General features: G+C 71.8%; 17 protein-coding genes. 8 read left to right on the top strand and 9 right to left on the bottom strand.

The annotated features are described in order from the left end of the window. Window positions 1-348: 348 nt before the first annotated feature. On the bottom strand, window positions 349-1,650 hold the full coding sequence (locus tag ACZ4VL_RS16820; RefSeq protein WP_468200239.1) for a preATP grasp domain-containing protein: 1,302 nt from the start codon (window positions 1,648-1,650) through the stop codon (window positions 349-351). 710 nt (window positions 1,651-2,360) lie between these two features. Here ACZ4VL_RS16820 and ACZ4VL_RS16825 point away from each other — a divergent pair. The 6 genes from ACZ4VL_RS16825 to ACZ4VL_RS16850 all read left to right on the top strand — a co-directional run bounded on the left by ACZ4VL_RS16825 (window position 2,361) and on the right by ACZ4VL_RS16850 (window position 9,358). Then, window positions 2,361-3,536 (top strand): glycine amidinotransferase, encoded by a 1,176-nt coding sequence (locus ACZ4VL_RS16825; RefSeq protein WP_468200240.1) that lies wholly within the window; start codon window positions 2,361-2,363, stop codon window positions 3,534-3,536. After that, entirely contained in the window at window positions 3,533-4,615 is a 1,083-nt protein-coding gene (gene dpgA, locus ACZ4VL_RS16830) for a 3,5-dihydroxyphenylacetyl-CoA synthase DpgA (RefSeq protein ID WP_468200241.1), read from the top strand. The genes ACZ4VL_RS16825 and dpgA overlap by 4 nt, the downstream gene beginning before the upstream one ends. 72 nt (window positions 4,616-4,687) lie before the next feature. Then, complete coding sequence (dpgB, locus tag ACZ4VL_RS16835) at window positions 4,688-5,458, top strand: enoyl-CoA-hydratase DpgB (RefSeq protein ID WP_468200243.1); 771 nt, start codon at window positions 4,688-4,690, stop codon at window positions 5,456-5,458. Window positions 5,459-5,607: 149 nt separating this feature from the next. Further along, complete coding sequence (dpgC, locus tag ACZ4VL_RS16840; protein WP_468200366.1) at window positions 5,608-6,834, top strand: (3,5-dihydroxyphenyl)acetyl-CoA 1,2-dioxygenase DpgC; 1,227 nt, start codon at window positions 5,608-5,610, stop codon at window positions 6,832-6,834. Then, complete coding sequence (locus ACZ4VL_RS16845) at window positions 6,831-8,159, top strand: aminotransferase-like domain-containing protein (RefSeq protein WP_468200244.1); 1,329 nt, start codon at window positions 6,831-6,833, stop codon at window positions 8,157-8,159. The genes dpgC and ACZ4VL_RS16845 overlap by 4 nt, the downstream gene beginning before the upstream one ends. Continuing rightward, window positions 8,156-9,358, top strand: coding sequence for a cytochrome P450 (locus ACZ4VL_RS16850; protein WP_468200246.1), 1,203 nt, complete (start codon window positions 8,156-8,158; stop codon window positions 9,356-9,358). Before ACZ4VL_RS16845 ends, ACZ4VL_RS16850 begins: the two co-directional genes overlap by 4 nt. A 77-nt stretch (window positions 9,359-9,435) precedes the next feature. On the opposite strand, the gene ACZ4VL_RS16855 is transcribed toward ACZ4VL_RS16850, so the two are convergent. From ACZ4VL_RS16855 to ACZ4VL_RS16875, 5 genes are all read right to left on the bottom strand, one after another. Then, complete coding sequence (locus ACZ4VL_RS16855) at window positions 9,436-11,202, bottom strand: ABC transporter ATP-binding protein (RefSeq protein WP_468200247.1); 1,767 nt, start codon at window positions 11,200-11,202, stop codon at window positions 9,436-9,438. After that, entirely contained in the window at window positions 11,199-12,905 is a 1,707-nt protein-coding gene (locus tag ACZ4VL_RS16860) for an ABC transporter transmembrane domain-containing protein (protein ID WP_468200249.1), read from the bottom strand. Before ACZ4VL_RS16860 ends, ACZ4VL_RS16855 begins: the two co-directional genes overlap by 4 nt. Then, window positions 12,902-14,044, bottom strand: a complete 1,143-nt coding sequence (locus tag ACZ4VL_RS16865; protein WP_468200251.1) for a methyltransferase — start codon at window positions 14,042-14,044, stop codon at window positions 12,902-12,904. The genes ACZ4VL_RS16860 and ACZ4VL_RS16865 overlap by 4 nt, the downstream gene beginning before the upstream one ends. A gap of 275 nt (window positions 14,045-14,319) precedes the next feature. Continuing rightward, window positions 14,320-15,081 carry an aspartate/glutamate racemase family protein gene (locus ACZ4VL_RS16870; protein WP_468200253.1) on the bottom strand — a complete coding sequence of 254 codons (762 nt, stop codon included), beginning with the start codon at window positions 15,079-15,081 and terminating at the stop codon, window positions 14,320-14,322. Between the two features lie 271 nt (window positions 15,082-15,352). Then, window positions 15,353-16,903 (bottom strand): putative glycoside hydrolase, encoded by a 1,551-nt coding sequence (locus ACZ4VL_RS16875; RefSeq protein WP_468200254.1) that lies wholly within the window; start codon window positions 16,901-16,903, stop codon window positions 15,353-15,355. Between the two features lie 280 nt (window positions 16,904-17,183). Between ACZ4VL_RS16875 and ACZ4VL_RS16880 the strand changes: the two genes are divergently transcribed. Further along, on the top strand, window positions 17,184-18,197 hold the full coding sequence (locus ACZ4VL_RS16880; RefSeq protein WP_468200255.1) for a polysaccharide deacetylase family protein: 1,014 nt from the start codon (window positions 17,184-17,186) through the stop codon (window positions 18,195-18,197). 113 nt (window positions 18,198-18,310) lie between these two features. Here ACZ4VL_RS16880 and ACZ4VL_RS16885 read toward each other — a convergent pair whose 3' ends face one another. The 3 genes from ACZ4VL_RS16885 to ACZ4VL_RS16895 form a co-directional block, all read right to left on the bottom strand. Further along, entirely contained in the window at window positions 18,311-20,167 is a 1,857-nt protein-coding gene (locus tag ACZ4VL_RS16885) for a transglycosylase domain-containing protein (RefSeq protein WP_468200257.1), read from the bottom strand. A 643-nt stretch (window positions 20,168-20,810) separates the two neighbouring features. Next, window positions 20,811-21,203: an Imm50 family immunity protein gene (locus ACZ4VL_RS16890; RefSeq protein WP_468200259.1), complete on the bottom strand. Its 393-nt coding sequence runs from the start codon at window positions 21,201-21,203 to the stop codon at window positions 20,811-20,813. 1 nt (window position 21,204) lies between these two features. Then, entirely contained in the window at window positions 21,205-21,690 is a 486-nt protein-coding gene (locus ACZ4VL_RS16895) for an Imm50 family immunity protein (RefSeq protein WP_468200260.1), read from the bottom strand. A gap of 226 nt (window positions 21,691-21,916) precedes the next feature. Here ACZ4VL_RS16895 and ACZ4VL_RS16900 point away from each other — a divergent pair, with 226 nt between their 5' ends. Next, window positions 21,917-22,705, top strand: a complete 789-nt coding sequence (locus ACZ4VL_RS16900; RefSeq protein ID WP_468200262.1) for an SDR family NAD(P)-dependent oxidoreductase — start codon at window positions 21,917-21,919, stop codon at window positions 22,703-22,705. Window positions 22,706-22,753 lie beyond the last annotated feature (48 nt).

The following is a 22,753-nucleotide window of genomic DNA, read 5'->3' on the forward strand; positions in this document are numbered from 1 at the left end:
GTTTCCTCCTGGGGGGGGGAGGGGTTTTGTGTTCCGGGCCGTGGGGGGGGGGGTTCTTGGGGGGGGGGGGGGTCTCGTGTGGGGGGTCCTTCTTGGTCCCCCCCCCCCACGAACGGTCCGGCCCTCGGCCGGAGTGACGGTGCTACCGGGCCCCTGTCGGGGCCCGGTGCGAGTCCCTTACTGGGACTCGCTCTTGTTGAGGCGCGCGCGGGACGCCTCGTACTGGCGCATGAAGTCCTCGAACTCCTTCTGCATGGTTTTCACTCCTCTCCGTGTGCGGCGGTGTGGTGTCCGGTCCGCGGGCAGGGGTCGACCCGTCCGCGGACTGGTCTGTGGGGTGGCGGCGGCTCAGGGCCCGGGGGCCTGCTTGAGCCGCTCCTTCAGGCGCTCCGCGGCGCTGACGTCCTCGGCGATCAGGCAGTAGGGGACGACGCCCGGGTTGTCCCGCCAGGAGTTCAGCAGCACGACGCCGGTGCGCGTGGCCGGGTCGTAGGCGATGCCCTCGCTGTCCAGGTGCTCGCGGGCCTCCGCGAAGGAAGGGACGCGCCAGGAGACGTACTCGGCCAGCAGGCGGTCGCGGGCGTAGTCCGCTCCGGCCAGCCGCTTGCCGAGGTGGTAGACGTGGGTCGAGCCGGTGACCAGTCCGTTGTACTCGGTGAAGAGGACGACGGGGTCGGTGCCGCGCGTGACGATGATGGCGTCGGCGCTCAGCACGCCGCGGTAGCCCATCGCCTGGAGCACCTCGCACAGCCTGCGCCCGCCGGCCATCAGCGCGGCTTCCTGGTCGGGCGCCAGGTCCGGCGCGGGCAGGTAGGAGTGGTCGGCGACCGGTTCGGCCACCATCTCACCCTGGCCGCCGAGCTCGATCTCCTCGTCCCCGATCCAGAACTCGGCGAAGACGCCCCGGCTGCCGGGATGGTACTCCTCCACGACCACCCGGTGGCGGCGGCCCTCGCTGAGCCAGTCCCAGCGCTCGTTGAGGTAGATGCGCACCGCTTCCCGCGGATCGTTCAGGAGGACCGTGCGGCCGGCGCCGTTCACCTTGATGTCCTCGGTGAGGGTGAGGACTTCGTTGCCGTTGCCGGCCGCGAGGAACTCCTTCTTCAGGATCACCGGCCGGTTCGCCGACAGCAGCCGGGTGATCAGGCGGTAGGCGCTCTCCTGGTTGGCGCACACCCCGCCCTCGGGCAGGGGCAGGCCGGTGCCGGCGGCGAGCGTGCGGAAGACCGCCTTGCTGTCGGCGATCAGGGCGCCGCCCTGGTCGAGGAAGGCGTGGCCGGGCACGGCTTCCTCGACGCCGACCGCCCTGGCGAGTTCGACCACCGCCTCGTTGGGGCAGAGGGCGAAAACCCCGTCCACGGGCCGCCCGGCCAGGGCCTGCCTGGTTCGCTCCGCCAGTTCGGGGTCGAGCAGCCAGTCCCCGGGGCGCTCCCCGGCCGGCCGGACCACGAGGGTGAGGCTCGTGCGGTCCGTGCCGGTCAGTCCGGTGACGTAGGACAGGAACGCCTCGTCCGGGGGCTCGGGCAGCACCAGGACGTCGCCGTCGCGGACGAACCAGAGCAGGCGCTGGGCCCACCAGCCCATGGCGGGCTTGCCCCACGTTCCCACCAGGTCGTCACTCGGTCGGTTACCGATCAGGAGCCGGGGCATGTCTGTGTGTCCACCTCGTCGTCCGTGTGCGGGAAGGGGGGCAAGGGGTGACGCATGCGCAGGAGCGTGCGGCGCGCGGCATGCGATGCATTGCAAGCGCACACAGGTCGAGATCCCGGCGTGCGCCGTCGTCGTGCCGTGCGCGGCGGGAGGTACGGGCCGGGCCGCCTGGGCGAAGAAACCCGGTTGTCGGGGCTCCGGCGTGCGGAAGGCCTGGGTTCCGAAAGAGTCGGGGGAACCTGTTGCGGTGGGGGAAATCCGTCGGGAATCAGCGCTGTTGGCCCTGAAGGACGCTCTCGGTGTCGCCCTGTCGGCCGGGGGCCTCGCCGGATCCGATGGAAGCACACCGGGCGCCGCCCGGATGGTCAGTGTGACTCACATCACATTCACAAGGGTGGTCCGTGAATGGATCCAGACACTTCTCGCGAATGCCCCGTTGCCGTCGTGAACAGATCTGAGGAATCCCGTTCCGCCGGTCGCGTGACCACACTGACCAGGAATATTCCTCCGACACGCGCGCACCCGCCCTCTGCGTGCCGGACGGGGGACGCCCCTCACGGGGGGAGACCGAAAAACGGCCACTGCGGCGAAAGCCCCTTGCCGCTGATCGCCACCGCGCCGACGCTGGGGAGCGCGACAACCCGGTCCGGGCTGGTCGGAGCCGACGGGGTTCGGTGGTGGCGCACACCAAGCGATCGATGGAGCTCACGATGACGCTGAACAGCTTCGACGAATGGTCCACCCTCAAGGAAGTGGTCGTCGGCTCGGCGGCCAACTACACGTCGCACGAGCGGGAGTTGTCCTTCGACCTCTTCTTCCACGACAACATCGCCGGCGACAACTCCTCGCGGTCCGAGTGGTACTACCCGCGGCTGTCGGTCAGTGGGGCCAAGGCAGGGGACACCGACCAGGACGGCGTGCGCCGCGGCCGGGTGCCCATCAAGCAGCGTTACGTGGACGAGCTCGTCGAGGACCTCGAAGGCATCGCCGCGGCCCTGACCGACCTCGGGGTCGCGGTGCACCGACCGATGGACCTCGATGCCGGCACCAGCGAGATACGGACGCCCGCCTGGTCCGCCTCCGTCGTCCCGCCGCTGAACATCCGCGACAACACGCTGATCCTGGGCGACGAGATCATCGAGACTCCGCCCATGATCCGCTCCCGCTACTTCGAGACCCAGTTCCTCACGCCGGTCTTCCAGCGGTACTTCGCGCAGGGCGCCCGTTGGACGGTGATGCCGCGCCCCCTGATGACGGACGCGTCGTTCGACCTCGACTACGCCCGTGAGAGCACGGTCGGCGGGCCCACGGAACCCATCGGCACGCCGAGCCCGTCGCCCTACGACGTGGGCATCGAGATGATGTTCGACGGCGCCCAGGTCCTGCGGCTCGGCCGCGACCTCGTGGTCAACGTCTCCACCGCGCACCATGCCCTGGCCTGTGACTGGTTGGAGCGCCACGTGGGGGACCGGTTCCGGATCCACCGTGTGCACCGGCTCAGCGACAGCCACATCGACAGCATGGTCCTGGCGCTGCGGCCCGGCACGCTGCTCGTCCGCTCCGAGGCCGTCGCCGACAGGCTGCCCGAGGCGCTGCGGCGCTGGGACCGGATCGTCGCGCCCGCGCCGGAGACCGACAACTTCCCCCGCTACGAGGACGAGGACCTGGTGCTGACCAGCCCGTTCATAGATCTCAACGTGCTGTCCGCCGGCCCCGACACCGTCCTGGTCAACGAAGCCTGCCCGGAGCTGGTGCGGACCCTGGAGAAGCACCGGTTCACGGTCGTCCCGGTCCGGCACCGGCACCGGCGGCTGTTCGGAGGAGGCTTCCACTGTTTCACGCTGGACACCGTGCGCGAAGGCGGCCCGGAGGACTACCTCGGATGACCCGACCGGACGCCGGAGCCGCCCGACTCGCCGGGGTCGGCACGGCTGTCCCCGACACCAGCTACAGCCAGCGCGAGCTGCTCGACCTGCTGGCCGTCACCGATCCCCGTGTCCGCTCGGTCTTCCTCAACAGCGCCATCGAGCGGCGGGGCCTGACCCTCCCCGGCCTCGCCCCGGACGGCTCCCCGGTGGTGGAATCGCAGGGCGAACTGCTGCGCAAGCACACCGAACACGGCCTCGTACTGGGCCGCCGAGCGATCGAGAACTGCCTCGCGGACGCCGGCGCCCGGCTGTCGGACGTGCGCTACCTCTGCTGCGTCACGTCCACGGGATTCCTGACCCCCGGGTTCTCCGCCCTGCTCATCAAGGAGCTGGACATCGACGTCTCGTGCGCGCGGCTGGACGTCGTGGGCATGGGGTGCAACGCCGGTCTGAACGCCCTGAACGCGGTTGCCGGCTGGGCGCGTTCGCACCCCGGCGAACTGGCCCTGCTGGTGTGCGTGGAGGTGTGCTCGGCGGCGTACGTCTTCGACGGCACCATGCGCTCCTCCGTGGTCAACAGCCTCTTCGGCGACGGCGCGGCGGCGGTCGCCGTCACCGCACCCGGTGACGGGGGGCAGGACACCGGCAGGACGCTCGCGCCGGCCCTGCTCCGCTTCTCCAGCCGCATCATCCCCGACGCCGTCGACGCCATGCGCTACGACTGGGACGACCGGCACGGCAAGTTCAGCTTCTGGCTGGACCCGCAGGTCCCGTACGTCGTCGGCGCCCACGCGCCGGGGGCGCTGGAGCGGCTGCTGCGCGGTACCGGGCTGCTGACCTCCGACATCGACCACTGGGTGGTGCACTCCGGGGGCAAGAAGGTCGTGGACTCCGTGCGGGTCAACCTCGGGCTGACCCGGCACGACGTACGGCACACCACCGGCGTGCTGCGCGACCACGGCAACCTGTCGAGCGGATCCTTCCTCTTCTCCTACCAGCGGCTGGCGTCCGAAGGCGGGGTACGGCGGGGCGACCTGGGCGTGCTGATGACGATGGGGCCCGGATCGACGATCGAGATGGCGCTGGCGCGGTGGTGACCCACCGCCCCCGGGCCCGCACGGCATGACGTGGCACGACCTGGACGTGGCATGACGACGAAGGGAACTGCGATGCGGACGCACGACATGCCGCCGCTGCCCGCGGAGGGCGGACCGGCGCAAGGCACGGCCAAGAACGCGGACGACGGCACCTCGGACGGGCTGCGCGTCACACTGCAGCTCGACGCCGGGCAGCCGCTGCCCGAGCTGACCGCCGCCGTCAACGACGCCTGCGACCGGGCCGAGGAACGGGCCGACCGCTCGGTGGTGCTCCTGCGGCTGCCGGACGCCCCTGCAGGGGCCCGGTCCTGGCCGGGCCCGGTGGACATCCAGCAGATCAATCGCTGGGAGAGGGCCGTACGGAGGCTGGAGCGGCTGCCCGCGATGAGCATCGCCGTCGCTTCCGGGGCCTGCGGCGGCCCCGCCCTCGACCTGCTGCTGGTCAGCGACTACCGGATCGGCGCCCCGGACCTGCGGCTCCTCGCGCCGGTCAACGACGGTCACTTCTGGCCCGGGATGGCCGTCTACCGGATCTCCCAGCAGGTCGGGGCGGCCCGCGCCCGGCAGATCGTGCTGTGGGGCGACGACATCGACGCCGGCCGGGCCCGCGAACTGGGCCTGATCGACCAGATCACGGACGACACCGAGGAGGCGGCGCACACGGCGACCGTGCTGATGGGCCGGATCTCCGACCGCGAGCTCGCCATCCGCCGGCAGCTCCTGCTGGAGGCGCAGAGCCTGGAGTTCGACGACGCGCTCGGCGCCCACCTGGCCGCCTGCGACCGGGAACTGCGCCGCCTGGCCACCGCGGAGCCGGGCCGCACGGCGGGAGAGCCCGCGTGAGCGACCGGGCGAGCGACCAGGCGAGCAACCGGGCGAGCCACCAGGAGAAGGACCTCTCGGCCTGCGCCCCCGGCTTCGGTGGCGACCTCGCCGCCGACGCCGACGCCCTCGCCCGCCACGCCGCCGAAACCGAACGGATGCTCGCCCTCCTGCCGCCCCGCCCCGCCCGCACCGAAGCCGAGTCGGACCAGGCGGCGCGCCTCCACGCGGGCTGCCGGGCGGCCCGGCACGCCTTCCTCACGCGCCACGCCGAAGCGGTCTACGACGGCCTCACCTCCGGGCGCACGCGGCGGCCCCGGCTCACCGACCTGGCCGCCGAGGCCGCCGTACGCTTCCCCGGTCTGGTGCCGGACGCCGCCCAACTCGCTGAGGAACGGGGACGCCTCCAGGCCCACAAGGAAGGCCGTGAGATCGACCAGGGCATCTTCTTCGGGGCCCTGCTGCGGTCCCCGACCGCGGGCGCGCACCTCATCGAAAGCATGCTGTGCCCGGCCCCGGGCTCGGCCGCCCGTCTGGCGGAGTTCCGCCGTGCGGACCGGCTGGAGCTCGACGCCGTGCTGCTCGAACGCCGGGGCGAGGCAGCCCACGTCACCTTCCGCAACGGGCACTGCCTCAACGCCGAGGACAACCGGCTCATCGCCGATCTGGAAACCGCCGTCGACGTCGCCCTCCTCGACGACCGCGTACGCGTCGGGGTCCTGCGCGGCGGTCCCGTGACCCACCCGCGCCACGCCGGGAAGCGGATCTTCAGCGCGGGCATCAACCTCAAGGAGCTGCGCTCGGGCGCGATCTCCTTCGTCGAGTTCCTGCTCGGCCGCGAGCTCGGGTACGTCAACAAGATGGCCCGCGGTCTGCTCCGCGACGATCCAGCCGTCGGCCGCACCGCCACGGCGGGCAAGCCCTGGGTGGGTGTCGTCGACTCGTTCGCCATCGGCGGCGGCATGCAGCTCCTGCTCGTCCTCGACCGCGTGATCGCCGAGGAGGGCGCCTTCCTGAGCCTGCCCGCCGCCGACGAGGGCATCGTCCCGGGCCTCGGCAACCTGCGGCTCACCCGGCTCACCGGGGCCCGGACGGCCCGGCAGATCATCCTCTCGGGCCGCCGTATCCGCACCGACGACCCGGCGGCGGCCCTGCTGGTCGACGAGGTGCTGCCCGCCGCCGCGCTCGACGAGGCCGCCGAGCGGGCCGTACGCGACCTGGCCGCCCCGGCCGTGGCCGCCAACCGGGCCATGCTGACGCTGGCCGAGGAGCCCGTGGACCTCCTGCGCACGTATCTGGCGGAGTTCGCGGTCGTCCAGGCCCGCCGCATCTACAGCCCCGACGTCCTGGCCAAGACCGAGCGCCACTGGGCGCGCTCCGCTCGGGCCACCCCATGACGTGCCTCGCCCGCGAGGCCCTGCACGCCTCGCTCCAGGACCCGGTGCTGGAGTCGATCGGCTTCCTCAACGAGATCATGAGCCGGTACCCGGACGCCCTCTCCTTCGCCCCGGGAGCCCCGCACCCGGCCCCCTACGCCGGGCTGGACACCTCCCGTTACCTGGACCGCTTCACCGCCCACGCGGCCGCAGCGGGCCGCACCCCCGACGGGGCGGCCCGGCTGCTCTACGAGTACGGGCCCGCCCGGGGCCTGATCAACGGCATCGTGGCCGAGGCCCTCCGCCGCGACCAGAACATCGACGCCGACCCCGACACGCTGGTGATCACCGTCGGCGCGCAGGAGGCGATGTTCCTGGCGCTGCGTGCCCTGATCGCCTCCCCCGAAGACCTGCTGGCGGTCTCGGACCCCTGCTTCGTGGGCATCACCAGCGCCGCCAGTCTGCTCGGCGCCGGGGTGGTCCCCGTCCCCGAGGACGCCGACGGCCTCGACGTCGACGCGCTGGCCGAGGCGTGTCGGACGGCCCGCCGCTGCGGCCGCCGGATCCGGGCGTGCTACGTCGCCCCCGACTACGCCAACCCCAGCGGCACCCGTATGGCGGCCGGGCGGCGTCCGCGGCTGCTGGAGCTGGCCGAGCGGGAGGACTTCCTCGTCCTGGAGGACAACGCGTACGGGTTCACGGCGCTCCCGGGCACCGAACTGCCCGCTCTCAAGGCCCTGGACACCGGACAGCGGGTCGTGCACATCGGCACGTTCGCCAAGGTGTGCTTCCCCGGGGCCCGCGTCGGCTACGTCGTCGCCGACCAGACCGTCCGCACCGCCGACGGCTCCGCGGTCACGCTCGCGGCGGAACTGGCGCGGCTGAAGACCGCCGTCACGGTCAACACCTCACCCGTGTGCCAGGCACTGATCGCCGGCATGCTGCTGGAGCACGGCGGCTCGCTCGCCGAACTGAGCCGGACCAGATCCGTGCTCTACCGCCGCAACCTCGACCGCCTGCTGCGGGCGCTGGACCGCGAGACGGCCGCCGGCCTGCCGGACGGGGTGGAGTGGAACCGGCCCGGCGGCGGGTTCTTCGTGCGCATGCGGCTGCCGGTGCCGGCGGACACGGACCTCCTGGAGACCTCGGCGGCGCAGTACGGCGTCCTGTGGACCCCGATGGCCCCCTTCCATCCGGGCGGCGGAGGCACCCGAACGCTGCGCCTGTCGTGCAGCTACCTGGACCCGGAGCAGATCGACGAGGGCGTACGGCGGCTCGTCGCCTTCCTCAGGGCCCACGCCGGGCCGCGGCCCGGCACCGCGGCCACCGCCGGAGCCCGGTCATGAGCGGCCGGGCCGTTCCGGCCCACCCCACTGCCCGGGACCGGACCTGCCCGTTCGACCCGCCCCCGGAGCTCACGGCGATGCGCGCACGCGGCCCGGTCAGCCGCCTGCGCTACCCCGACGGCCACATCGGATGGCTGGTCACCGGCCACGAGCCGGCCCGCCGGGTGCTCGCCGACCCCCGCTTCAGCGCGCGCTCGGAACTCAAGCGGGTGCCGGTGGCCCGGCCGGGGACGGACCCGTTCTACGGCAGTTCCGCCCTGCCGGGCTGGCTGGTCGACATGGACGCGCCCCACCACACGCGGCTGCGCAGGCACCTCATGGGCTGGTTCACCGCCCGCCGGACCCGGGCCCTGACGCCCCGGATCGAGCAGATCGTCGACGAGCACCTGGAGGCGATGGCCGGCCTCGGCGGCCGGGCCGACCTCGTCGAGCGGTTCGCGCTGCCCGTCCCCTCGCTGGTGATCTGCGAGCTGCTGGGTGTGCCCTACTCCGAACGCGCCGGCTTCCAGCGCAGCAGCGCCACCCTTTTCAGGATCGAGGCGACCGCCGCGGAAGCCGCAGCCGCGATGGCCGAACTGGACGCCTTCCTCACCGAGCTGGCCCGGCACCGGCGCCGTGCGCCGGGCGACGACCTGCTGAGCACGCTCGTCACCGGGGGCGATCTGTCCACCGCCGAGGTCGCCGGCGCGGGCGCCCTGCTGCTGTCGGCGGGGCACGAGACGACGGCCGGCTCCCTGGGGCTCGGCGCCTTCGCGCTGCTGTCCCACCCCGACCAGCTGGCCCTTCTGACGGCCGACCCCTCCCTGGCCGGGAACGCCGTGGAGGAGCTGCTGCGCTACCTGACCATCTTCCACTTCGGGGTGCCCCGCTCCCCGTTGGAGGACGTCACGCTGGAAGGGCACACCTTGCGCGCGGGGCAGTCCGTGACGGTCTCGCTCTCCGCCGCGAACCGTGATCCCGCACGGTTCGAGGACCCCGACCGCCTCGACATCACCCGCCCCGCCGCCGGTCACCTCGCCTTCGGCCACGGAGCGCACCAGTGCATCGGCCAGCACCTGGCCCGCACGGAGATGCGGGTCGGGTTCCCCGCGCTCTTCGCCCGCTTCCCCGGCCTGAGGCTGGCCGTGCCGCCGTCCGAGGTGCCGCTGGGCGAGGACATGGGCTTCTACGGGGTCCACCGGCTGCCCGTGGCCTGGTGAGCCGGGCCCGCGGCCCGGTGGGACGAGCCCGCGGCCCGGTGGGGCGAGGGGCGTTCGGCCACCGGGCGGCCCTCACCTCACCCGTGCCAGGACTTCCACAGCTGCGCGTACGCACCGCCCCGGCCCACCAGTTCGTCGTGGGTCCCGCTCTCGGTGATCCGGCCGTCCTCCAGCACCACCACCCGGTCCGCGTCGTGGGCGGTGTGCAGCCGGTGCGCGATGGAGACGACCGTGCCGCTGAGCAGCCCGGCCAGGGCCCGTTCCACCGTGCGCGCGGTGTGCGGGTCGAGCAGCGCGGTCGCCTCGTCGAAGACCACGACCGGCGGGTCGAGCAGCACCAGTCGGGCCAACGCGAGCTGCTGGGCCCGGCCCGGGGACAGCTCGGCCGCGCCGGAGCCGACCTCGTGGTCCAGGCCCAGCGCCGACGCCCACTCCCAGGCGGCCACGGCCCGCAGGGCGCGTTCCAGGTCCGCGGGCTGCGCGTCGGGGCGGGCGATGAGCAGGTTGTCGGCCAGGGTGCCGCGGAACACGTGGTATTCCTGCGTGACCAGGATGACGCCGCGGCGCAGCGCGGCCGGTGACAGCTCGGTCAGGGGCACCCCGCCCAGGGCGACGTCGCCGCGGCCGGGGGTGTCGATCCCGGCGACGAGCCGGCCGAGGGTGGACTTGCCGGCCCCGGAAGGGCCCACGACCGCCAGCCGTTCACCGGGGCGTACGCGCAGGTCGATGCCGCGCAGGCTCTCCTGCTGCTCCCGGTAGGCGAAGTGCACCCCCCGTACGTCGATCGCACCGTCCCGGGGAGCAGGGCGCGGCGTCGTGTCCTGGGCGCTCCTGCCGGAGGTGTCCGCGGCGGCCGCGTCGCGCACGCCGAGGATGCGGGCCATGGACGCGCCGCCGACCTGGAGTTCGTCCATCCAGTACAGCAGGGTGTCCACGGGCCCGATCACCTGCTGGACGTACAGGGTGGCGGCGGTGACGGCGGCCAGGCCGACCAGCCCTTCGATGTACATCAGCCCGCCGATGACCAGGGTGGCGGCCACCGGCAGGATGTATCCGGTGTCGGCGATCGGCAGGTAGATGCTGCGCAGGTTCAGGGTGTGCAGTTCGGCCTCGTAGGAGGCGGCGATGTCCGTGTCCGTCCGTCCGCGCCGCCGCCCCTGGAGCCCGAGTGCCTCCACCGTGCGGGCGCCCGCCACGGTCTCGCCGAGGTGGTCGGTCAGTCGGGCGTACGAGGAGTTCGACCGCAGGTAGCCGGCTCGGGCCCGCCTCAGGTACCAGCGGGTGGACAGCCACAGGACCGGTACGGCCACCAGGCAGGGCAGCACCAGCAGTGGGTCGGTCAGGCAGACGGCCCCGATGGTCAGGACGATGGTGGTGCCCGCCACCAGGGTGTCGGGGACGGCTCGTTGCACGGTGAAGGCGAGGACGTCGACGTCCCGGGTGGTCCGGGTGACCAGCTCCCCGGTCCCGGCCCGCTCCACGGTGTGGGTGGGCAGGGACAGCACCCGGTCGACGAACTCCTCGCGGAGTTCGGCGAGTACGGTCTCGCCGAGGCGCAGGGAGGCCAGCCGCGCGAAACGGGTCAGGACCGCCTGGAGGACCACCGCGGCGCAGATCGCGAGGGCCACCGGGGTGACCGCGATCGTTCCGCGTGCCGCGTCCTCGACGATCCGGCCGAGCAGCTGGGGCGCGGCCAGCGCGGCGAGGCACGCCAGCGCGTGCAGTGCCAGTGAACGGGCCAGCGCGCCCCGGTGCCTGAGCATGGTGCGCCGGGCCCGGGCCCGGACCTCCTCGGGGGAGGCGACGGGCAGCCGTTCGGCGGGCGGGGCGGCGGTGGCGGTCATGCCGGGACCTCCCTGGTGACGACGGCACGGTAGTCGGGGTCGGCGAGCAGGCCCTGGTGGTGCCCTTCGGCGACGGCCTTGCCGTCCTTGACGAACACCACGCGGTCGGCGTGGTCGAGGACGATGGGGCTGGTGGTGAAGACGACGGTGGTCCGGCCGGCGCGGTACGGGCCGAGGCCGCGGGCGACCCGGCCCTCGGTGTGGGCGTCGAGGGCGTTCGTCGGGTCCACGAGGACGAGCAGCTGCGGATCGGCCAGCAGGGCGCGGGCCAGACGCAGCCGCTGCTGCTGCCCGCCGGAGAACTCGCGTCCGCCGGCGATCTCGTGCGCCAGCCCGTCGGGCAGGGCGTCGACGACGTCCCGGGCGGAGGCCGCGTCCAGGGCTCGCAGAACGGCGTCTTCGGGCCGGCTGTCGCGGGGATCGAGCTCCGTGCCGAGCCGCCCCGCGAACAGGGTGGCGTCGTTGTCGGTCAGGAGCACGTGGCGGCGCAGGTCGTCGGTCCGGTGGGCGGCCAGGGGCGTGTCGCCGCGCCGGACGGCCGAGTCGGTGTACCTGCAGAGCCGGTCCGCCAGGGTCCGGGCGTCTTCGTCCGAGCCGCACACCACGGCGAGCAGCCGGCCGGGCGGAACGGTCAGGCCGGAGTCGGGGTCGTGCAGCGGGAGGTCGTCCGCTCCGTCCGGCAGCGGCCGGGTGCCCGAGGGCAGTTCCCGCTCCAGGCCCAGGAAGTCCAGGACCCGACGCGCCGCGACGGTGGCCCGGGTCAGCTGGTCGAGCATGGTGGTGACCTGCCCCAGCTGGTCGGTGAGGAAGACGGCGTATCCGTAGAAGGCGACCAGCAGGCCGGGTTCGAGGCGGCCGGTGCCGACCTGGTACGCGCCGAGCCAGACGATGGCGACCAGCAGGGCCCCGGGGAGCAGCACGCGCAGGAAGGCGATGTCGGCGACGGTGGCCGCTACCCGCATGCCCTCTGCGCGCACGGCCTGGGAGCCGTCACGGTAGCGGCGGCCGTAGACCTTCTCGCCGCCGAAGCCGCGCAGGACGCGCAGCCCGTCGATGATGTCGACCGACAGGTCGGTGAGCGCGCCCTGCTCGTCGCGCAGCCGCTGCTGGCGGCCGTGCAGCACGCGCAGCAACCGGGCCACGGTGGCGGCGATCAGCGGAACGCCGATCAGCACCAGCAGTCCCAGCTGCCAGGAGGTGACCAGCATGAACACGGACGCGAAGAGGATCGAGACGACCGCACCGCTGCCCCGTGCCGTGCCCTCCAGGGCGGTGCCGAGGTGGCCGACGTCCATGGCGCCGACGCTGACGACCGAACCGGTGGAGGCACGCCGGGGCAGTTCCGCACCGAGTTCGGTGGCCTGGCGGACGACCAGCTGGGTGGTCCCGTACACGGCCCCGAACCGGTTGGTGGTCGACGCCCGGTCGCGCAGCATCCCCACGACCGCCTGGAAGACTCCGAGGGACAGCACCGCCCCGCCCCACAGCAGCAGCGCGCCCCGGTCCCGCTGGAGCAGCCCCCGGTCGATGCCGAGGCCGATGGCCACCGGCACCAGCGCCTGTGCCAGGGTGCACAACACGCCGAACACCGTGGCCAGCGCGAGGCTGGCCCGCTGGCGGGTGGCCAGCCAGACCAGGTAGCGGACGGGGGAGGCGGTGGCGGGGGGCCCGGGATCGGCTGCGGGGAAGCGACCCCGGCTCATGGCTTGGTGCCGATGGTCAGACCGTGCTCGTAGGGGTAGCCGGTGAGCGTCCGTGCGTCGCCGAAGCCGGCCCGGAGCATCCACTCCTCGTAGTCGCGGGCCGGGTAGGCCATTCCCTGGCCGCTGGCGAGCACGTTGAGGTAGAGGGAGAGGCGCGCGGAGTACCATCCCCGGGTCTCGTCGTCGGAGGCGTTGTAGCCGTAGACGAACACCCTTCCGCCGGAAGGGAGGACGGAGTGTGCCTTCGCCAGCAGCTCCGTGATCTGCTCGCCGGAGAATATCTCCAGCACGTGGCTGAAGAGCACGGCGTCCGCACCGGCCGGGAAGGGATCCGTGAAGAGGTCGCCGGGGTGCAGCTGGATGCGGTCCCCGGCCTGGGCGTCGGCCGCCAGCCGCGCGACCGACGGGATGTCGAACACGGTGGAGCGGAGGCTCGGGTACCGCGCGGTCAGCCGCGCGCTGGTGGTTCCGTCGCCGCCGCCGACGTCGAGGAGGTGCCGAACGGTCGCGAACTCCTCGGACTCGACCAGCGCATCGAGGCTCTTGAGGGTGAAGGCGCTCATGCTGCGGTGGAAGACCGCCTCCAGCTGCGGGTCGTGCGCCAGACGGCGGTAGAGCGTCGATCCCTCGCCCGGGTAGTCGTCCAGCGCGGTGTTGGTGCCGGCTGCGAGAGCCTCGCTCATCCGGGAGAAGGCGGGGTAGTAGATCTCCCTCCAGCCGGTGAGGATGCGGCGCCAGCTGTCGGGGCCGTCGGGTGCGAGCAGTTCCGTGGCCGCCCGTGCGTTGTGGTACGTGCCGTCGGCGTTCCGTTCCAGCAGGCCGGTGGTGCACACGGCGTGCAGGAGGACCCGCAGGGAGTGGGCCGGTACGCCGGTGGACGCGCACAGCTCCTCGAAGGACGCGCCGGGGTGTTCGGCGAGATGGCCGAAGACGTCCCATTCCAGGGCGGTGACGACGGCGTTGAAGAGGGCCGGGGCGTTCACCAGGAAGTGGAAGCGCTCGGCGACGGGGTCGGCGGCCGGGGCGGTCACCGGGTCGGTGAAGGGGCCGCCGCCGGGCTGGGCGGGTACGGAGGGCTGGTGGGAGGGGCCGGACCGGGTCGTGTGAACGGGCTGCCCGGGGTCGGCAGACGAATTCAATGTCGCACCTCTCGTCAACAGATCGGCGCGGGCCGCTCACCGGCACCGCGGCCGGTTCCAAGATCACGATCGCGCAAATCGCATGCTGGCACAGGCCCCAGGGGCCTGCAAGGACGATCGTCGTGATCCGGCCGTTGACGGACATCCGATGCGGGCGGGTGTCCCGCACCGGCGCCGGCAAGGTGCCCGGCAACCTGCCCGGGCCGCCGCCGGGTGCAGGGGAACGGTGCGCCGCCCGGCCCGAAACCCAGCCGTCGTGTCGCGGGCGACGCGACTCACGCAGGAAGTGTGCTCACGCTCCTGTCAGCGGGATGCGGGCGTCGCGGGTCGGGGGTGTCGTTCCCGGGGCCGGCCAGCGCCGCGTCCACCGCTGCCTCGGCATGCAGTCGTGCGGTGGGAAAGAGCGGAACGGGACTGTCCTCGGTGCCGATGAGAAGCTCGATTTCGGTGCAGCCCAGAATGATGCCTTCGGCGCCAGCAGCAACGAGGTCGTCCATGACCTTCCGGTAACCGGTGCGCGATGCGTCCCGCACGACACCGAGGCAGAGCTCCTCGTAGATCACTTGGTGGACGAGTGCGCGTCCGTCGGCATCCGGGACGCGGACCGCGAGCCCGGCCGCTTCCAGACGGTCTCGATAGAAGTCCTGCTCCATGGTGAACGCCGTGCCCAGCAGTCCGACCCGTCGCAGGCCTGATGCCCGTACGGCGTCTGCGGTGGCGTCGGCCAGGTGCAGCAGCGGGACGGACACCGCCGCCCCCACGACGTCGGCGACCTTGTGCATGGTGTTGGTGCAGATGAGTACCAGGTCAGCGCCGGCCGCCTCCAGGGACCGAGCAGCCGCGGCCAGGATCTCGCCGGCCTCAGCCCAACGCCCCTGGACCTGCAACTGCTCGATCTCTGCGAAATCCAATGAATAGATTACGCATCGGGCCGAATGGAGCCCCCCGAGCCGGTCGCGCGTGAACTCGTTCAACAACCGGTAGTACTCCGCTGTCGACTCCCAACTCATCCCGCCGATCAGCCCGATCGTCTTCATCGCCCCGCTCCTCACATGCGCTCCGGGCGGCGTTCTGCCCACCACCGAACATCCTCCCATAAGCGAAATAAGCAAAGAGTTCGAGTTCCATAAGGCTCACTTTGGGCCTCAGGTGTGGCGTAGTACCCGTACCGATCCGACCCGCCACCACTGGCCCCACAGCGCCGCCGGCCGGCCCCACCCCACCCCACCCCTCCCCTCCCCACACCACGGAGCCCCGCCGGCGGCATGGGCCGGGCGGGGTCCAGTGCGCGAGGTACCGCCGGCCGCGTCAGCGCGTGGTGATCTTCTGAAGTGCCGCGCCCTGGTAGCGGGCGCCGGCGTTCCAGAGGATGAAGGAGTTCATCTTGTTCGCTGCCGCGGCCTTGATCTGTTCGGCCACCTCCGCCGGCCCGTAGGTGCTGCCCATCGAGAAGTCCTGCAGCCACGGGACGATTTCGGTCTGCGTGCCCTTCGCCTGGCGGGCGAAGTCGGCGAGCGAACGCTGCACGATCGCGTACGGGGCGGTGTCCGGCTGTGCGACGCCGTACTCCCCCGGCCCCCAGTGGGACGGGTAGACCATCGGTGCGATGTAGTCGGTGACCTTGACCAGCGAGCCGATGTCCTGGGCGATCTCGGTGGGGCGGGTCGCGGCGATACCGAAGACCGAGACGCCGAGGTACTTGGCGTGGGGGCGCAGCGCCGTCCGGGTGTCCGCGACGAACGAGGTGACGGACTGCTCGGGCGTGGCGGTGCCGATGCCCGGGAAGCGCATGTCCGTCAGTGGGCCGTCCGGTCGGCGCACGTAGTCGTAGAGGATGTCGTCGAAGCCGAGCCGGGCTGCTTCGACGGCGAGGTCCTGGTTGTACTTGCGGACCGTGGGGTTGGCGAAGTTCGTGAAGGACAGGGCTCCGTAGTGGCCGCCGTCGTAGGGTTCTCCGTCCGGGGTGAGCACGAGCCGGTCCTGCTTGTCGGACTTCCAGGAGGCCGAGGCGAGCTTGGGGTCGCGGAAGGCCACGATGCGGCCGATGGCCTGGGCGCCGGCGGCGTGGATCTCGGCGATCGCCTTGCGGGCGTCGTAGTAGCCCTTGGCCGCGCCGATCTGGCGGGCCAGCGGCACCTGGGACGCGTACCCGACCTCGCCGTCCTCGTCCTTCACGTCCAGTTCGACGGCGTTGAGCTTGCCGCTGCGGACCAGGGCGAGGATGTCGCCGCGCAGTCTGTCGTCGCCCCAGCCGATGGCCGTGATGTGCGCGGCCCGGATCATGGGGCGGCGTCCCCGGGCGGACACGTCCTTGGTGGTGGTGTTTCCGGCACGGTCCACCGCGGTGATCGTGACGAGCGGTGTGCCCTTCGGCACGGTGACCTTGAAGGCCCCGGCCTTGTCGACGGGGACGTTCTTTCCGTTGACGCTCACTCGGGCGTCGGTGGAGGCGCTGCCGGCGATGGTCACGGGGGCGGCGTTCTTGATCTGGGGGTCGGCCACCTTCAGCTCGGGGGCCGTGGCATCGACGGTGAAGCCCACGACCTTGCGGTACGAGGCGAAGGGGAGGCTGCCGCTGCCGGCCACCACCAGGGTGTGCCGGCCTTCCTTGAGGCGCGGAAGGGCGAGTTTCATGCGGGCGCCGTCGGCTCTGACGGGGACCGCCGCACCGTCCAGGGTGACGCGCAGCTCGTTCCTGCCGACGGACTCGTCGGCGGGGAGGTAGGCACTGACCCGTGCGGCCGCGCGCCCGTCGAGGACCACGCCGTCGCTCACGCCCTGGATGTCCGGACCCGGCGCGAGGAACGTCCAGACGCCGACGCCCGCTCCGGCCAGCGCGACCGCTCCGGTCGTCGCCATGAGGGCGCGCCGACGGCCCGGGCGCCGGGGGCGGAGGGGGGAACTGGAGTGCGACTTGCGTGTGGGGAACATCTTGAGGTCCTTCGCGCCGTGGGCATGGGCCGGATGTGCCTCCATTCATTGCCGCTGCGTGTGCCAGTCGCCTTGCTGCGGTCATATTTCATACGAACGGCCTCGACCGGTTCCGGCGCGGCGGCTACGCCATGCAGGCGACAGTGCGATATGCGGGCTCCCGTCGCAGGTAGTCATGGCGCGACACATCGCCTTGGAGGGGCTTCTGATGCGCCACCCGCTCGTCCCGCTCGGCGCCCTGGCCGGCGCCGCCGCCCTGCTCGTCACCGGCTGTTCCACGGGGCCGTCACCGACCGCGGGGCGAGGCCGTGCGGCCGCGTCATCGGCGGCGGCCGGCCCCGTCACCGCGAAGGGCCCGGCGGAAGTCGGCGCCAACGAGCTCGGCCAGGTGCCGGTGCTGATGTACCACCAGCTCAGCGAGAAGCCGGCCAGCGTCTACGACCGCACCCCGGCCGACTTCCGGGCCGAGTTGGAGCGCCTCGCCCGGGAGGACTACGTGCCGGTGACGGCACGGGACTTCCAGACGGGCCGCATCGACATCCCGGCGGGCACGCACCCCGTGGTCCTGACCTTCGACGACTCGACCAACAGCCAGGTGCGCCTCGGCCCGGACGGCGGCCCGGCGAAGGACACCGCCATCGCCGTTCTGGCGGAGACCGCGAAGAAGTACCCCGCCTTCAAGCCGGTGGCGACCTTCTTCGTCAACGCGGACGCCTTCTCGGCCACGGGCTCCGCCAAGGCCCTGACCTGGCTGAAGCAGCACGGGCACGAGGTCGCCAACCACACCGGCGGCCACGAGAACCTGCGCTCCCTGGACCGGGCGGACGCCACGAGGGCGATCTCGGCCGGCCAGGAGGCGATCGAGAAGGCCGCGCCCGGGACGCGGGTCACTTCGCTCGCCCTGCCCTTCGGCGCCATGCCCGAGCCGGCCGGGCTCGCCACGCGCGGAACGGGCTACCGGTACGACGGGGTGTACCTCGTGGGCGCCAACCCGTCGGTCTCGCCGTTCGCGAAGGCCTTCGCACCCGGCGCGATCCCCCGGATCCGCTCGGCCGGACCCGATGACGAGGACGCCGAGTTCGGTTCGTCGCGCTGGCTGGACAAGCTCGCTGCCGGCAAGAGCCGGTACGTCTCGGACGGTGACCCGAACACCGTCGCCTTCCCGAGCGCCTTGCAGCACGAGCTGTCGCCGGCCTTCGCGAAGCGGGCCCGGCCGTACTGACCCGACCACCGGGGCGCCGCGGAGTCGTGCTTGCCGAGCCCGGGGCTCCCCCTCTCGGAGGAGCCCCAGGTGGGGTCTTCCATGCCCGTTACGGGCGCGAGTTGTGACGAGCGTCACGGGCGGTTCCGGGGACCGTCCGCCGGGGACGGCGGCGCGGGCGCCACCGCCTCGTTGTACGCCTTCCAGATCAGCGGCGGGAGGGCACTGCCCCGCTCGGAATCCGGGCCGCCCACACCCTGCATGGGCAGCAGTTGTGGGACGTCGGGCTTCGTACGGAACATCGCCACCGAAGTGCTCAGGTCCGGCGTCGCGCCGATGAACCACGCCGAGTTCATGCGGTCGTTCGGACCGGTCCTGCCCGCCCAGGACGGGGCGGTCGGCTGGTCCTTCAGCGGTCCGACGGCACTCCCGCTCACCTGACGGAGCGCCGCGCCGACGATCGACGCTGCCTCGGAGCTCATCGCCCGCCGCGGTTTGGGTCGCCCCAGGCCGTCCACCGCAACGCCGTTCCGCTCGACCTTGGACACCGAGTAGGGCTCCGTGGCCCGGCCCTGGTTGACGAAGGTCGTGTAGGCGCTGGCCAGCCGGACGGCGCTGGGGGTGGAGGTACCGATGGAGAAGGTCGGTTCCAGCTTGGCCATGCTGTCCTCGCGCAGTCCCGACGCGACCGCGAGCTCTCGGACCTTCGTCAGCCCGACCTTCTTGCCGATCTCCACGAACGGCGTGTGGTCGGAGGCCACCAGGGCCGAGTGGAGGTTCATCGATGCCATGGGCGCCGACACCGGCGTGGGTTTCAGGGGGTCCCGGTCTGTACCCTCGGCGGAGCGCTCCTTGTCTTCGAGGTCCTTCTCCAGAGCGGCGGCGTACACGAAGGGTTTGAACGCCGAGGCCGCCGGGACGCCGGAGGTGTCCGCGTTGTTGGTGAAGTGTTCGATCGCGTCGGATCCGCCGTGGACCGCGACGATCGCCCCGTCCTTGGGGCGTATCGAGGCGGCTCCGACCTGCACGTGTTCGTCGTCCGGGCGCTTCGTCGGGTCCAGCCGTTCCGCACGTACCTGCTCGACGGCCTTGGTCAGCGCGAGCACCTTGTCCTTCTCGAAGGTGGTGTGGATGGTGTAGCCGCCGCTGGCGAGATCCTTGCCCGTGATCCCGCGGCCCTTGAGGTACTTGTTGGCGATGTCGACGAGGTAGCCGATCTGCCCGGCCTGGCTGGTCGGTTTGACGGGAAGCTTCGGCTCGGGGAATTCCGTGTACTTCGCGCGTTCCTCGGCGCTCATCGACCCCGTGTCGACCTGACGGTCCAGGATCCAGCTCCAGCGGTCCTCGGCGCGTTCGTGGTTCTCGGCGCTGAGGGAGGGGTCGAAGCTCTCCGCGCCCTTGAGGACAGCGGCCAGCAGGGCGCCCTGACTGGGGTTCAGGTCCTTGGCGGGGATGCCGTAGTACGCGTACGAGGCCGCCTGGACGCCGTACGCGTCGCGGCCGAACCAAGAGGTGTTGAGGTACCCCTCGAGTATCTCCGCCTTGGGTCGCTGGTTGCTGACCTTCAGGGAGAGGAAGAGTTCCTTGATCTTCCGCTGGACGGTCTGGTCCTGGCTCAGATAGGTGTTCTTCACGTACTGCTGGGTGATCGTCGAGCCGCCCTGGGTCTCCTCGCCCTTGACGATGTTGACGGCGGCGCGGCCGATGCCCGTCACGGAAACGCCCGCGTCCCGGTAGAAGTCCGCGTTCTCCGCCGCGATGACGGCGTGCTGGACGAACTCGGGTACCTCGGAGAGCTTCACGTCCTGCCGGTTCACGTCGCCGACGCTCACCATCCGGCTGCCGTCCGCCCAGTAGTAGACGGTGGCCTGCCGGCGCGCGGAGTCGTGGGGGTCCGGGATCTCGACCTGCCTGTAGACGGCGACGAAGAGGCCGGCGAGTGCGCCGGCGCAGAGCAGGAACAAGCCGGAGGTCAGTTTCCAGGAGGGCATCCAGCGCCGCCAGCCCCGCCGGCCGCGCCTGGGGAAGTCGACGAGGCGGCGACGGGCCTTGCGGGAGGCTCTCCTGTGGCTCTTCGCTCGGCCGGCACGGCGCCGTGTGCGCTTCGAGCCTTCCGCCTGCTCCTGGCTTCCGATGTCGTCCGGACTACCGGTGCGATCCGCGCGGCGTTTGTGGGGCAGCCTCATGGGGATGCGAACCTCCTCGCTCACGAGCCGTCACCTCGGAGGGGGGTGGTGACGGACTCGGCGAAGAAGATGATCAGTTCGCGTACCGGGTTGGGCCTCTCATGAAATCTTCATGCGCGACACGGGCCTCAAGTGCGCGGTCGCTTCGCGATGGTGCCCACGCCCTCCTTCCCCCGGCGGCACGCCGGGCGGCGACACGCCGGGGCGGCCAGACCCGTGAAGCGGGCGATCCGTGACGCGTCCGGACACCTCGATCAAACGGCGGTTCCGCGGCCTCGCACTGCGGAGTCCGGAGGAGATCCCGCTCGGAGGGTGGCCGGGTGCGGTTGCCTCCGAGGTGAGCGCACCGGCGTCCGCACCGCGCAACGACATCCTGGCTCACCGGGCTCGGAGGCGGCTGGCTGTCCCGCGCAGGGGCGGCCAGCACGCCAGTACCGAAGCAGCGCCGCTACACCGGTCCCTGCAGGTAGACCCGGGTATGTGAGACCTGGGAAGCGGCGGCGGTGAAGGCCATGGCGCGGGTACCGCTGCACACCGAGACGTGCAGGGAGCCGGGTGTGTTGCCGCCGGTGATGTGGACTGAGCGCTCCGCCTCCGCCTGGATGCCACGCAGTCGGAGGTCTGCCACACCGGTGAACTCGATCCAGAAGCGCAGCGTGTTGTACGTCTTCTCCGCCCACTCCGGCTTCGGGTGCTGGGGAAGCTGCTGGGTCTCGAAGCCGAAGGTCACCGAGGTGTCGCGCTCGTCGATGTGCAGGTAGAAGAAGTGGCAGGTGTTCAGATCAGGTACCGCCGCGCCGTACAAGGCACGCAGCTCCGGCCAGTCAAGTGAGTCCGTCATTTCACACACGCTCATAGAAGGTGTTGACGTACGTCGGAGGGACTGTCGGGTAGAGCTTGGTGTCGAGGGGCCGGGCGAAATGATGCCGACCGCTGTCGCCGCCATCCGCGTCGCGCGTGAAGACGCTGAGCCTGCCTGCCTTGAGCGACGCGTTCGACGTGAACGAAACCCTGGTTTCAGGGGCTGTCACGTCCACTGCCAGCCGGTGTTCGGGCAGTGCACGCAGTGCGATGTCCGCCGTGACCGGTGGCCGCCACCCTTCCATGAGGAAGTCCTGGACCATGTAGAACTGGATGTGGCACTGCATGGTGTCGCCCGGGCCGCCGCCCTGCCAGTGATCGGGAAATCTCGGCAGGTCAAGCCGCAACGTGACGGTCGGATCCCAGCCGTCCAGATGCACCGACCGCAGTCGAACACCCGTCAGGTCCGGAACCTCGTCATAGTGCGACCGCAGATCCGCATTCACTACGAAATCGATCCAAGTCATAGTAATAGTGTGCCTTTGCGCCGTCGATGATCTTCACCGTCGTCGCCGATCTGGTCGGCACGCCGAGCGAGCCGAAGTCCGGTCGATGGCACGGGGCTCCGGGCTGCTGGGCCACCTGCCTGACGTCGTGGCCCTGTCAGGTCGGTCGGGGGGCCGTGTTCCCGCACACTCGGTGGTCGGGGCCGGGCGGCCGGGTCCCGGTCCTCATCGCGACGAGGAGCACCGCGTGGATCTGCATCTCACGGACAAGGTGGCGGTGGTCACCGGAGCGAGCAAGGGCATCGGCCTGGCGATCACCCGGGCGCTGGCCGACGAGGGCGCCCGGGTGGTCGCCGCCGCGCGTACGGTGGGCGGCCCGCTGACCGAACTGGCGGCCGGCGGGCGGGTCCGGCCCGTCGCGGTCGACCTGACCACCCCGGACGGACCGGAGCGCACGGTACGGGAAGCGGTCGAGGCGTTCGGTGGGCTCGACATCCTCGTCAACAACGTCGGCGCCGTCAGCCCGCGGCTGGGCGGCTTCCTGTCGGTCACCGACGAGGACTGGAGCTGGGGCCTGACCATCAACTTCCTCACGGCCGTCCGTACCGCCCGCGCCGCCCTGCCGCACCTCGTCGAGCGCGGGGCGGCGTCCATCGTCAACGTCAGCTCGGTCAACGCCTTCCTGCCCGACCCCGGGGTGATCGACTACTGCGCGGCGAAGGCCGCGCTCACCAACTTCTCGAAGGCGCTGTCCAAGGAGTTCGGGCCGCGCGGCGTACGCGTCAACACCGTCAGCCCCGGCCCGGTCGAGACGGACCTCTGGCTCGGGGACCGGGGCGTGGCCGCCACGCTCGCGACGGCGTCGGGGAACACCCCGGACGACGTCGTCGCGAGGACCGCCGCCCGGCTCGTCACCGGGCGCTTCACGCGCGCCGAGGAGGTCGCCGACCTCGTCGTGCTGCTGGCCTCCGACCGGGCGGGCAACGCCACTGGTTCCGACCACACCATTGACGGGGGCCTGATCACGACGCTCTGAATCCCGTACCGCCCCGGGGCCGATGCGGCCACGGGGCGGTACGCGTTC

The sequence above is a fragment of the Streptomyces sp. NPDC029014 genome, from assembly GCF_055564695.1.

Coding starts and splice junctions, on each gene's coding strand:
- ACZ4VL_RS16850 (WP_468200246.1), top strand. CDS start 8,156: ATGAGCGGCCGGGCCGTTCCGGCCCACCCCACTGCCCGGGACCGGACC.
- ACZ4VL_RS16845 (WP_468200244.1), top strand. CDS start 6,831: ATGACGTGCCTCGCCCGCGAGGCCCTGCACGCCTCGCTCCAGGACCCG.
- ACZ4VL_RS16860 (WP_468200249.1), bottom strand. CDS start 12,905: ATGAGCCGGGGTCGCTTCCCCGCAGCCGATCCCGGGCCCCCCGCCACC.
- ACZ4VL_RS16875 (WP_468200254.1), bottom strand. CDS start 16,903: ATGGCGACGACCGGAGCGGTCGCGCTGGCCGGAGCGGGCGTCGGCGTC.
- ACZ4VL_RS16890 (WP_468200259.1), bottom strand. CDS start 21,203: ATGACGGACTCACTTGACTGGCCGGAGCTGCGTGCCTTGTACGGCGCG.
- ACZ4VL_RS16885 (WP_468200257.1), bottom strand. CDS start 20,167: ATGCCCTCCTGGAAACTGACCTCCGGCTTGTTCCTGCTCTGCGCCGGC.
- ACZ4VL_RS16855 (WP_468200247.1), bottom strand. CDS start 11,202: ATGACCGCCACCGCCGCCCCGCCCGCCGAACGGCTGCCCGTCGCCTCC.
- ACZ4VL_RS16825 (WP_468200240.1), top strand. CDS start 2,361: ATGACGCTGAACAGCTTCGACGAATGGTCCACCCTCAAGGAAGTGGTC.
- dpgB (WP_468200243.1), top strand. CDS start 4,688: ATGCGGACGCACGACATGCCGCCGCTGCCCGCGGAGGGCGGACCGGCG.
- ACZ4VL_RS16870 (WP_468200253.1), bottom strand. CDS start 15,081: ATGAAGACGATCGGGCTGATCGGCGGGATGAGTTGGGAGTCGACAGCG.
- dpgA (WP_468200241.1), top strand. CDS start 3,533: ATGACCCGACCGGACGCCGGAGCCGCCCGACTCGCCGGGGTCGGCACG.
- ACZ4VL_RS16895 (WP_468200260.1), bottom strand. CDS start 21,690: ATGACTTGGATCGATTTCGTAGTGAATGCGGATCTGCGGTCGCACTAT.
- ACZ4VL_RS16880 (WP_468200255.1), top strand. CDS start 17,184: ATGCGCCACCCGCTCGTCCCGCTCGGCGCCCTGGCCGGCGCCGCCGCC.
- ACZ4VL_RS16820 (WP_468200239.1), bottom strand. CDS start 1,650: ATGCCCCGGCTCCTGATCGGTAACCGACCGAGTGACGACCTGGTGGGA.